11 protein-coding genes are annotated in these 11,708 nt (G+C 59.3%); 3 read left to right on the top strand and 8 right to left on the bottom strand.

The window, feature by feature from the left end; translation table 11 throughout:
- Nucleotides 1-136: 136 nt before the first annotated feature.
- From FHR96_RS13015 to FHR96_RS13005, 3 genes are all read left to right on the top strand, one after another.
- The gene (locus FHR96_RS13015; protein ID WP_183388116.1) at nucleotides 137-811 is read left to right on the top strand and encodes a LuxR C-terminal-related transcriptional regulator; all 675 of its coding nucleotides are present in this window, start codon (nucleotides 137-139) and stop codon (nucleotides 809-811) included.
- 128 nt (nucleotides 812-939) lie between these two features.
- Nucleotides 940-2,382, top strand: coding sequence for a sigma-54 dependent transcriptional regulator (locus tag FHR96_RS13010; protein ID WP_221195812.1), 1,443 nt, complete (start codon nucleotides 940-942; stop codon nucleotides 2,380-2,382).
- A gap of 279 nt (nucleotides 2,383-2,661) precedes the next feature.
- Complete coding sequence (locus tag FHR96_RS13005) at nucleotides 2,662-3,738, top strand: transporter (RefSeq protein ID WP_183388115.1); 1,077 nt, start codon at nucleotides 2,662-2,664, stop codon at nucleotides 3,736-3,738.
- Between the two features lie 97 nt (nucleotides 3,739-3,835).
- On the opposite strand, the gene FHR96_RS13000 is transcribed toward FHR96_RS13005, so the two are convergent.
- From FHR96_RS13000 to hemJ, 8 genes are all read right to left on the bottom strand, one after another.
- Nucleotides 3,836-4,582, bottom strand: a complete 747-nt coding sequence (locus tag FHR96_RS13000) for a hypothetical protein (RefSeq protein ID WP_183388114.1) — start codon at nucleotides 4,580-4,582, stop codon at nucleotides 3,836-3,838.
- Nucleotides 4,583-4,605: 23 nt separating this feature from the next.
- Complete coding sequence (locus FHR96_RS12995) at nucleotides 4,606-5,319, bottom strand: C39 family peptidase (RefSeq protein ID WP_246392933.1); 714 nt, start codon at nucleotides 5,317-5,319, stop codon at nucleotides 4,606-4,608.
- A gap of 94 nt (nucleotides 5,320-5,413) precedes the next feature.
- A complete protein-coding gene (locus FHR96_RS12990; protein WP_183388112.1) occupies nucleotides 5,414-5,806 on the bottom strand; it encodes a hypothetical protein in 393 nt (130 codons plus the stop codon).
- Between the two features lie 107 nt (nucleotides 5,807-5,913).
- Nucleotides 5,914-7,131, bottom strand: coding sequence for a hypothetical protein (locus tag FHR96_RS22605; RefSeq protein WP_183388111.1), 1,218 nt, complete (start codon nucleotides 7,129-7,131; stop codon nucleotides 5,914-5,916).
- Between the two features lie 539 nt (nucleotides 7,132-7,670).
- A complete protein-coding gene (locus tag FHR96_RS12980) occupies nucleotides 7,671-8,912 on the bottom strand; it encodes a P-loop nucleotide/nucleoside kinase family protein (RefSeq protein WP_183388110.1) in 1,242 nt (413 codons plus the stop codon).
- Between the two features lie 36 nt (nucleotides 8,913-8,948).
- Nucleotides 8,949-10,238, bottom strand: coding sequence for a glutamate-1-semialdehyde 2,1-aminomutase (gene hemL / locus FHR96_RS12975; protein ID WP_183388109.1), 1,290 nt, complete (start codon nucleotides 10,236-10,238; stop codon nucleotides 8,949-8,951).
- Nucleotides 10,239-10,437: 199 nt separating this feature from the next.
- Complete coding sequence (gene thiD / locus FHR96_RS12970) at nucleotides 10,438-11,265, bottom strand: bifunctional hydroxymethylpyrimidine kinase/phosphomethylpyrimidine kinase (protein WP_379685329.1); 828 nt, start codon at nucleotides 11,263-11,265, stop codon at nucleotides 10,438-10,440.
- 11 nt (nucleotides 11,266-11,276) lie between these two features.
- On the bottom strand, nucleotides 11,277-11,708 hold the full coding sequence (hemJ, locus tag FHR96_RS12965; protein WP_183388107.1) for a protoporphyrinogen oxidase HemJ: 432 nt from the start codon (nucleotides 11,706-11,708) through the stop codon (nucleotides 11,277-11,279).

Raw genomic sequence — 11,708 nt, 5'->3', positions numbered from 1 at the left:
TCTCTATATAGCTAAAAGTTAGTAACAAAAACTTACATTACGTCCGACACTTGAGATCGGAAGAAAATGAGCCATGACCGGGAATGCTCGTGAAAGAGCATGAGCTACCTCAAACTCAGCCCCTTGAGGTTACAAAATGGTACAAGATAAGCGCCTGATCTTGCTGGTGACAGAGTCCAATCCACAGTCACAGCTATTCGCCGACTATCTACGCCAGCAGCTCGGATGCTCGGTCAGCATCACTGCGCCGGGAACCGCCTGGAAACCACGGGATACCAACGATGTGCTGGTGCTCCTCGACGTTGACCACATGGCGGATACGACCATGCAGGCATGGCAGTCCCGTGCCGCAGAGCGGCCTCATACCTCACTTGCCGCGTTCAATCTTCGTGATGAAGACCATGGCGTTGAAACGCTCTCCTGCATGCATCTACAGGGCATTTTCTACCGTGACGACCCTCTGCCATTGATCTGCAAGGGGCTAAGCACCTTACTGGAAGGCCATCTGTGGATGTCACGCTCGCTCATGGGCCGCATGCTGGAATTCTATCGCCAGCACCAGATCAATGCCTACCGCCCGGCATGCGGACTCACCCAGCGAGAGCTGGAGATCATAGGACTACTCGGCTCAGGGGCCTCGAACATGGAGATTGCCGATCGTCTTTTCGTCAGCGAACATACGGTCAAATCCCATCTCTACAATATCTTCAAGAAAATCGATGTTCACAATCGATTACAAGCTGTCAATTGGGCCCGTCAGAACCTGGGTGCGCCGCCTCCGCTAACCACCAGGAGAGCCAACGGAGAATGAGAGAGCCCAATGAGAAAAACCATCTGATGACATTTCTCCAGCCATGCTAGGTTTTCAGGCTGGATGAAGAGCATTGTTAAATTTTCATCTTTTCTAATAAATCAAAAACCTCATTCCAAGGTCCTGCTATGAAAGCGACAAACGATTTGATCGTTGTTGGAAAAATGGATGGCCACCTTGATGAGATAATGTCCGGTCTCGAGGAAAGGGACTGGAATATCACTCACGTCGAAAGCCTGCAGAAAATCCAGCGCATTCTGCACAGCAGCAATGATTTTCTTGTTGGCATCATTTATTTGGATGCCTCATGTCTCGAGACATTATCCAGCATTGAGGGGGTTCTGAATGAGCTCTCTACTCGCTGGATTGCCGTCATTCCAGAAACGTTGATCAAGGATGCATCGTCCTGCAGAATGATAAGCCGACTATTCAGTGGCTATCACACCATCTCGACCGACCTGGAAAAGCTACATCAATCGCTATCCCATCAGCATTCGTTTGCCAGCCTGGTACTGTCACACCACGACGACGATCGACTCGAGGAATGCCAGGATTGCCATATGGTGGGTGCTAGTCCTTCCATGAAGGCACTGTATCGAACCATCCATAAGGTATCCACGGTCGATGCACCCGTTTTCATTCGGGGGGAATCTGGCACCGGCAAGGAGTTAACGGCACGCGCAATTCATGAAGAGTCCCTCAGAGCCAATGCTCCTTTCAATGCCATCAACTGCGGGGCCCTGCCGGCCAACCTGATACAGTCTGAGCTATTTGGCCATGAAAAGGGGGCCTTTACCGGTGCCAGCCAGCGCAAGATCGGGATCATAGAAGGGGCGGAAGGCGGCACCCTTTTTCTCGATGAGATCGGCGATCTTCCCTTGGATATGCAGGTCAATCTACTACGTTTCCTGGAGAACCGGACGATCCAGCGCGTCGGAGGATTAAAGGAAATTACCGTGGATGTTCGCGTGCTTGCTGCCACTCATGTGAACCTGGAAGAAGCGGTCGAGAAAGGCACCTTTCGCGAAGACCTTTTCCACAGGCTGAATGTGCTTCAGATCAAGGTTCCACCACTTCGCGAACGCGGGGACGACATCGAGATACTGGCGAGACATTTCTTCAACAAATTCGCCAGCGAAAAATCCATACAGGTACGGGGATTCACCAAGGAAAGCCTGGCTATCATGCGTCTTTATGAATGGCCGGGTAACATTCGTGAGCTCATCAACCGGATCCGACGGGCCATGGTGATGTGCGAGCACTCCCTGATCAGGCCGACCGACCTTGGACTCGAGCGCCGACAGTCAGCCTCACGGTATGCCGAAAGCCTCGAGGAAGCACGGGACATTGCCGAACGCAGCGTCGTGATGGCTGCATTGGCACGCAACTCGTTCAATATTCAGCATACCGCTCGTGAGCTTGGCATCTCTCGGGTTACCCTATATCGCCTGATGGATAAGCATGGTGTCAACCGAGGTAACGAGGCCGCTGGCGACAAGAGAGACTCTAGGGGAGGGGATAGCGCTTCTCCGAAAGTCTTGCACCTGTCCACCGTCAGCAAAGGGCGATAACGCCCCTTTCATCACAGCTTATATTTTTAAAATCAAGTACTTACTCTATAAACGGTATTCCTTCACCACGTCAACGGTACCATATGCCAGACTTCGTTCGAGGGGGTGCTCCAGGCTGTCACAGGGCATCGTATTCATGATCATACGATATAAATAAACTGCTAATAAGCAAGATTAATTTTTTGTTCTAATCTCTTACTGAGGGGGGATGGCTCCATGATCCAGTCGGAGCCATGAGCGCCACTCGGTCTCATACCAAAGGGATAGAGGGACAGCATAATGAAGGTTATCCACAGGGGTTTCGCTCTAGCATTCGGCCTGGTGCCATTCTCACTGGCGGGCCAAGCCTGGGCACAGACCAATGCCGACAATGACATCCAACCCGTAGGGCAGCGTCCACCGCCCACGGAAGAGGCACCGGAGATCCAGGCCATTCCGGACATCGGCGGTGTCCTGACCCCCAAGGGGCGCCTGGTCATAGAGCCAGAGTTTCAGTATTCCCATGCCAGCGTCAATCGACTGACGTTTCGCGGGGTTGAGATCCTGAGCACCCTGCAGATCGGTGTGCTGGCTGCCGAGGATATCGATCGCGACACCTTCACCGCCGCCGTCACAGGACGTCTGGGGGTGACGGATCGCCTGGAAATGGAGCTGCGACTGCCCTATCTGTACCGCGACGACACGGCCAACTTCAGTGTCAACGAAGCCAACGAACCTTTCGATCTCGAGAGGAGCCAGTCCGGCGATGGACTGGGGGATATCGAGCTGGCTGCGCATTATCAGATGAACAGCGGCCGTAACGGCGGCCCCTTCTTCGTGGGTAACCTGCGCTACAAGTCCACTACCGGTGAAGGCCCCTTCGACGTCGATCGAGATAGCAATGGCATAGAAAAGGAGTTGCCGACGGGTTCCGGCTTCCACTCCATCGAGCCTAGTGTGACCATGCTGCTGCCATCGGCCCCCGCGGTCTATTTCGCCAACCTGGGCTATCTCTTTAACCTCAAGGACGACATCAACGAGAACGTTGGTGATGTCCGGGTCAAGGAAGTCGATCCTGGCGATGCCGTACGCCTCAGCCTTGGTATGTCCTACTCGATCAATCCGAAGTCGTCATTCACCCTGGGCTACAAGAACGACTTCATTCAGGAAACGGACACCACCTTCGTCAATCCTGATACGGGGAATTCCATTACCCAGAGTAGCCGAAGCCTGAACGTCGGCTCCATGCTACTGGGGTGGTCCTATCAGATGTCCAATGATTCCGTGTTCAACCTGGGGCTCGAATTCGGGGTCACCGAGGATGCGCCGGATACGACTCTGACCCTGCGTACTCCCATCGGTCTCAATGTCTTCTAGGTCTAGGCATAGTACCTGAAAGACCGGATGTGTTGTAAAAGCGTATTGAAAAAGGCTGCCATTGGCAGCCTTTTTCATGTCTCCAGAAGTATTTCTTTCAGCGAGGTAATCCCTGAAGCGAGTTGAGAATCATGGCACGCTGTCGGGAAGCCTTGACTTCGCCAATGTTCATGACATGCACGCTCACGTCAACATCGTTGCTGATGGTCAGCCCGCTGGCAGTCGTCGATAGGCTGCTGACGATGGCGTTGCGGGTGATACGATGAAGCGCTGCCGTCATACCGCCATTGGAATCACTGAACAGCACGCCGGAAAAATCCGATAACCCCGCCAGGTTAAGCTGACCGCGAATATCGGCAGCGTTGACGCTATTGCCGACACCTGAACTGCTTCCCGCATTCCCTATGCCACCGACTCCTCCCCCAGTACCTTGTCCAGGAGCCCCACTTCCACCACTCGGTCCAATTTGTGTTACGGTTCCGGAACCTATCCCGGATTTCTCCAGCGTGCTGGACAGCACTCTTGTTCCGGCGTTATCGAAGGCCACCTGAGTGATGTAACGCACCTTGTCGTTGATCATGGTGGATAGCGTAGCGCCGAAGCTCATGTCCATCCCTGCCAGCTTGAACCCGCCACGCAGATCCGCCATGCCATCATTGGAAAGGACTTCTCCTCGATAATAAATATCGTGGGTCCCTGCCGACAGAATTCCCTGAGTATCCCCGGATGCGTTAGCCGCACCCGCTACGGACAACAAGGAACCTGACAGCAGAAATGCCATCCACCAGCGGCTTCTACCCCTTGCTTTCTCCGCTGATGAACCACCGTTCATGTACATGCTCATGGTCGGTAACTCCTGTGAGAATATTACCTACCCAACTCGTTGGCGCCTGGCAATGTCAGCAAGTATGACCCCACGCTGCTGCGCTGTAGCCCTGACTCGATGGGAGAAGGAGGGCGCACACGCCAGTCCTGCTCATTATTGAAATTCGCTCGAGCCAGTTCCACGTCATTGCGGACTCCGAGCACCTTGTTGCTCCACAGCCCCTCGAAGATACTCTTGGGCACCACGACCGTACCGGCTGCCGGGTCGCCCACCAGTACGTTATTGGCATCCATCCCCTTGACGACGACGAAATGCTTATAGCCACCTGTATTTATCAGCGTGATGGCGGGAACCCCGATATGGATGAAGTCATCCAGGGATATTTCGAATCCATCGGCGTTGAGCCCATGATTATCCAGGTAACGTTTCATGTCGAGCATGGAGAAACCAAACGTTTCGATCTGATCACGATCCCCGTTATGAATCATCGACTCGAAAACCTCGGTTTCGGTGGTAGGTCGATCATAGTGATAGGTCAGCAGGGTAGCGATGGCAGCTGACCCGCAGCTGAAATCGTACTGTTGACGAACCACTCGTTCCCAGCTGATTTCCGAGAGACTCTTGGCTTCTACTTCGAAGCTTCCGAAAGGATTGAAGATTCGAACCGTTCCCGCCTCAGCGGACATGACAAAGCCCTTTCCGCTCGCCAGAATCAAAGCGAACAACAGGAAAGAGCTTTTCAACATCTTGCGCATGATCACGGCCTCTGGGAAACGAGACATGCGGATGCCGACATCCGCTTCCCGTATTTAAGACTAGAGCATGATTATCGCTATCGGCGCTCCCATCTCATGGATTGGAAATGTAGACGCTGATGCCGATCGCGTTATTGATGGCGTTGGCATTACCCGTCACGCTATTGAAGATGCCGGTACCGTTATAATGCCCCATGGAGCCTCTCTCGAAGGTGATATTCCCGGTCGCCATGTCGCCATTGAGCACCTGGAAACTCGAACCGGCGGTAATGGCATCCATGTCCTGAACACTCTGTACGTTGACGCGCTCCAGGTGCAGATTGACACCATCACGTCCGCGGGTCTGTTCCATGGATTCCGTCGGCATGGCCTCCAGTGCGCCAAAGCCCTCGCCCGATGTTTCCTCGGCTTGCGCGGTCGACACCAGACTGGCGGAAAACACCATGATGCCGATGACGAGCCACTTGGTATGTTCTGAACGCTTCATCTCCCTGCCTCCACTGACTGAAACCTGGCAGTGAAGGAACCGGCGGAGGTCCTCTCCGCCAGTTCCCGGTTGGGACAAGCGGGCCTCTCGCGAGGCCCGAGCCATCATCAGTTGCCGATGCTCACGCCACTGTGGGCCGAGATGCTGGTACCGGACAGCTGGGAGTTGTAGAAGCCGGTGGAGTTGTTCATGTTGGCTACGCCACCATAGACGCCTCCGGCCGCCACGGAGATGCTGGCCGCACCGGTACGCAGCACCGCTGCAGCACCGTTGCCTCCGTTGCCACCGGCGCCACCATTGGCCCCCACTGCGTTGGCCGCACCGGCGACGCCTTGGCCGCCACCGCCGCCACCGCCATAGCCGGCAGCGCCGTTGCCTGCCACGGCACCGGCCCAACCGCTGCCGTTGCCTTCGGCCCCAGTGCCGGTGCCGCTGCCGTTGCCAGTTCCGGTGCCTGCGCCTCCGTTACCCGCAGCCGCCGCTGAGGTAGAGTCGGATTCAGACCCGGCATCCTGGGTGCCATCCACTCCGGCACCGATACCGGCCCCACTGCCTTCGCCAAGGCCTAGCAGGCCTCCAAGGCCAACCCCGGTGCCGGTGCCATCGCCGTCACCCGAGTTCTCCCCATGGTCAAGATTGCCGGCCTGGGAGCCTGAGGCACTGAGTGACGCGGCAGCGGAGCTGCCCCCTTTGCCTGCACCGAGACCGATACCGGCACCGGTGCCATCTCCGCCCTTGCCTGCGCCAAGGCCGAGTGCGCCGGCATCTCCACCGTCGCCGCCATCACCGAAGCCGCCATGGCCGCCGACACCGACGCCGACGCTGACTGCGACGTTGGTGCCGCCGTCACCGCCCCTGGCGCCATTGCCGCCATCGCCGCCGATGACCTTGATGCCCCCGCCGATGACGACGGAGCTCATCTTCTGCATCGACATGACCCGCACGTCGGTGTTGGTGGTGGTGTTGTAGGAGTTGCTCATGGCCCAGGCGTCACCGCCGCGGCCAGTAGCACCGCCATTCCCCCCGGCACCGAGCCCCAGACCGAGGCCGTCGCCACCGGTGGCATCGCCGCCGTCGCCGTCACCGGAACCACCGCCAAAGCCCCGGCGACCGTGGTCCTTGCTGCCGCTTCCGGCGTTGCCACCGTCGGCGTCACCGCCGATGCCGAAGCCGCTACCATAGCCATTGCCACCATCGGCACTGCCGCTGGAGCCGCCAATCGCCAGAACATTGTCATCGATACCGCCGCCGCCATAGGCCTGGGCGGTAGAAATCGCCATGACCAGCGCCAGCAGGGACGTACCCGCAATTGCATAAGCTTTCATGATCACACTCCCGTTCAGTTCGGCTGAATCCCTTTCGTCCTGCCGGACGATCCACAGATCGACACCGGCGTCGGTTCTCTCTGCCTGCTCAGCCGAAGATCTGTTACGAGCCCTCGAAGATCCCGCTGCAGGCATGTAACACAGAGCACGTGCCGTGCCAGTTTTTGTTAATCATCTGATAGCAGTGGGGAAATTATCGAAGGGAGTGGGAAAACGAGGAGTATGCGGCGGGGATAACGGCGATATGACCCAGGCGAGTGTTAGCCTGGTGAAACAGTCCGCGACCTTGCGGGGACAAATTCCGGATAAAATATCATTAAAAACAACACATTAACTTATTGATACAAACAGGACACAAAGTTGTTTCAGTCTTGACACTCTCGATGGCGTCTGCATTAATTTCTTTTTAATCAATAGGTTATTTCTAACCACTCGAAGCTGAAGTCAGGTCGGAAATGACAAGTGGATGGAACACCGAGGCCTACACGAATCGTCAGTCAAGGAGCGCGCGGCCGGTACGAAAGACCGGCCACGCGGCATCAGCTCCAGTGCATATGTTCCTGGATCAGCCCGGCCAACGTCTCGGCGGCATTGTCGGCGGTGGTGTCCAGACGGACGAGATGGAAGCGCTCCTCGTCCGAGAACGGCTCGAAGGCCGTCCGCTGGCGTGCCAGCACGGCCAAGCCGTCCTCGGCAACGGTTCCCTGTCGTCCGGCACGCTTGATGATGCGTCGTTCGAGAGTCGCCTCATCGGCCTCGAAGCTTACCAGCAGTACCGGCAATCCTCGGCTCTCGGCCTGGTGCCTCAACCAGTCACGCTGCGAGCGGGTCAGGCAGGTCGCATCCACACAGGCCGGCAGGCCGGCATCCAGCAGGCTCCCCGCACACTGCGCGAGTCGATGGTAAGTGCGTTCGGTCGCCACCTCCGTAAAGATATCCACAGCCACATCGCCGACTCGGGTCTGTGGATGAAGCCCGTGCTGGCGACGCCGTTCGACATCCGAGCCGACTCGCACGGCCCCCAGCCGGGTCACCAGATTACGGGTGAAACGGCTCTTTCCGCTACCGGAGACGCCGACCCCGATCACCAGCGGAGGAAAACGAAACTCGGCATGTCGTTCGGCCAGCTCCAGGTAGCGTCGACAGGCACTCATGGTTTCCGCCAGCAGGGCAGGCCGCTCATCGTCCCCGGCCGCCGCCTCGAGGCGACGCAGGGCACGACGCGCGCCGGCCAGGCACTCCACTACCCGGAAGGCAGACAGCAGCCGAGCGGCCTCATAGTCACCGCTGAAACGTAGATAGAGATCCAGGGCCTGCCGGGCAAGTCGCACTTCGTCACGCACTTCCAGTCCTATCAGCAACGAAGCGAGGTCCGCGGCGGGATCCTGAACGACCTCGGCACCGAATCCCTCGAGATCGCGGTCGATGGCATTGACCATCAGCACCCGCCCCTCGTCCAGCAGGCGGCTGTCACGATGATCACAGGCCCAGCTGTGCGACAGCCGCCGTTCCTCGCGCCCCTCCAGCACGGGCGCCAGCCGCTCGAGGTTCTCTTCCAGCCAGCGGGCCAGGACCCGCAGGCGATGACGATCCTCGTCACCGCCCATCAGCGACGCCAGGGCCTGCACCTCGTTGGTCACTCTGCGCTGCAGCGCTTCCCGAAGGGCGCCCGGTTCCGTCCGATCCGTTGCATGCTCGGTCTGCCAGGCACCTAACGCCTCGACCAGCGTCTCCAGGCCGAAATCGCGGCCCGCGCTTCCAGGGACGTGTCGCTGATTCATCGTTGGTCTCCTTTACGCAGCCATTGCGCCAGGCCCTCAGGCCTGTCGCATCGCGGCGAAGGCGGCCTCGGCCGCGTCCAGGGTCAGTTGAATGTCCTCGGGGGCGTGAGCGCTGGACATGAAGCCCGCCTCGAAGGCGGAGGGTGCCATGTAGACGCCATGCTCGAGCATCGTAGCGAAGAAGCGGCGGAAGGCGTCCCCATCGCAGGCGGTGGCCTGAGCGAAGTTGTCGACCCGACTCTGGCCGGTGAAGAAGATGCCGAACATGCCACCCGCCCGCTGGGTGATCATGTCGATTCCGGCGGCATCGGCCCGCTCCTGGAGACCGTGACACAGGGTCTCGACGCGCTGCGCGAGGGCGTCATGAAAGCCGGGCTCCTGCAGCTTGGTCAGCAGGGCGATGCCCGCTGCCATGGCCAGCGGATTCCCCGCCAGGGTACCGGCCTGATAGACGGGTCCCAGCGGCGAGATGTTCTCCATGATGCCACGGCGGCCGCCGAAGGCCCCTACCGGCATGCCACCGCCGACGATCTTGCCCAGGCAGGTGAGGTCCGGCTCGATGCCGTAATAGGCCTGGGCACCGCCCATGGCCACCCGGAAGCCGGTCATCACTTCGTCGAAGATCAGCACGCTTTCATGACGATCGCAGACGCGGCGCAGGGTCTCGAGGAAACCGGGCTGCGGGGGAATGCAGTTCATGTTGCCGGCCACCGGCTCGACGATGATGCAAGCCACCTGATCGCCGATCTCCTCGAAGCACTGCTCCACTGCGTCTGCATCGTTGTACGGCAGGGTCACGGTGTGCTCGGCCAGCGCGGCGGGAACGCCGGGAGAGCTGGGCTCGCCATGGGTCAAGGCACCGGAGCCGGCCTTGACCAGCAGCGAGTCGGAGTGGCCGTGATAGTTGCCCTCGAACTTGACGATCTTGTCGCGACCGGTATAGCCACGAGCCAGGCGGATTGCCGACATGGTGGCCTCGGTGCCGGAGTTGACCATGCGCACCATCTCGATGCTGGGGATCATCTCGCAGATCAGGTCGGCCATGGTGGTCTCGATGGCCGTGGGGGTGCCGAACGACAGCCCGTTATCGAGTCGTTCGCGGACCGCTGCCAGCACCTCGGGATCGGCATGGCCAGTGATCATCGGCCCCCAGGAACCGACATAATCCACATAGCGCTTGCCCTCCACATCGAACAGGTAAGCGCCCTGCGCCCGTTCCATGAAGACCGGCGGACGCTCCAGGCCCTTGAAGGCACGCACCGGCGAATTGACCCCGCCGGGAATATGTCGGCAGGCCCGTTCGAAGAGCTGAGCGGATGTGGTCATGTCAACCTCATTTGCTGTTGAAAGTAAGCGTCGTATCGTGCCGAAGTCCCGCCATGAGGGCATTCGGCCTGTGGATAAATCTTTGGATAATCTCTTGGCGAGCGGTGATTCCCCGGTGAATGTCGCCAAACGCCGCCGAAGGGCCGCCACTGATATTCCTCATTCTCGATGCTGAGCCCGAGGATGACCAGTCCATGGGCTAGGGCCGAACGGAACCACATGCGGTCGGCAACCGCCAAAGCCGTCGAGGCAACCGCTGCCCGGCACCGGGATGCCAGCCATGCGCCAGCGAATCCCAGGTGAAGGCCTGGGCCTGCTCGCAGGCCGCCACCAGGCTCTCGCCCAGGGCCAGACGTGCCGCCAGCGCCGACGCCAGGGTGCACCCTGAGCCATGGAAATCCCCGGACAGGCGCGTCCAGCTCCACTGGCGATCGCCATCCGGCACGTGCAGGGTATGCCTGACCCTGTCTTCCGGCACCGCCGTCTCCGGGTCATCCGTGGCGGTCACCAGCACCGCCTGGCACCCCAGGTGCATCAATTCGACGGCACGTTGGGTATCGTCCCGGCATGCCGGACCGGCCAGCCGGGCGAGCTCCCGGCGATTGGGCGTCAGGATATCCACAAGGGGAAGCAGCCGCTGGCGGAACGCGGATTCCAGAGCGGGTGTGGACAACTCCTTGCCGCCTCCCGCCTTGAGAACGGGATCGACCACCACCGGCACCCCAGGACGCCGTCGCAGGATCTCCTCGACCGCCTCCAGCGCCGCCTCGGACGCGATCAGGCCGATCTTGATGGCACCGATCTCGATCTCCTCCAGTGCCATGGCGGCTGACCGGATCAGCTCGGCATCCACCGGCTGCACCTCGCGGACGTCACGACAGTTCTGCACCGTCAGCGCCGTGGGAATCGTCAGTGCCCAGCCGCCGCAGGCGGCCACCGCCTCGCTGTCCGCTATCAGGCCGGCACCGCCGGTGGGATCGTGACCTGCCAGCACCAGCACCGCCGGCAGATGGGGTTGCGTCTCCACATCGGCCCCCATCAGAACGGCTTCAGCACGGCGAGGATGACGATCGCCAGCAGGGCGATCACGGGCAGTTCATTGAAGATCCGGAAGAAGCGGTGAGTGCGGGTGCAGCAACCGGCGGCGAACTGCTTCAGATAAATGAGGCAAACGTGGTGATAGGCCACCAGCGCCGCCACCAGTACCAGCTTGACGTGCATCCAGCCCTGGCCGAGCCAACCGGGATTCAATGCCAGCAGGCCACCTCCGAGAACCAGCACGGCGATCATCGAGGGCGTCATGATGCCGCGATACAGCTTGCGCTCCATGACGATGAAATAGTCGATCGCCTGGCGCTCGCCCCGATCCCGGGCCATTGCGTGATAGACGTAGAGCCTGGGCAAGTAGAAAAGAGCGGCAAACCAGGTCACCACGGCCACCAGGTGCAGGGCCTTGATCCAGAGGTACAT

The sequence above is a fragment of the Halomonas organivorans genome (assembly GCF_014192055.1).
Taxonomy (GTDB): domain Bacteria; phylum Pseudomonadota; class Gammaproteobacteria; order Pseudomonadales; family Halomonadaceae; genus Halomonas; species Halomonas organivorans.
The sequence above is the reverse complement of the archived record's forward strand: the minus strand, read 5'-3'. Positions and strand labels throughout refer to the sequence as shown.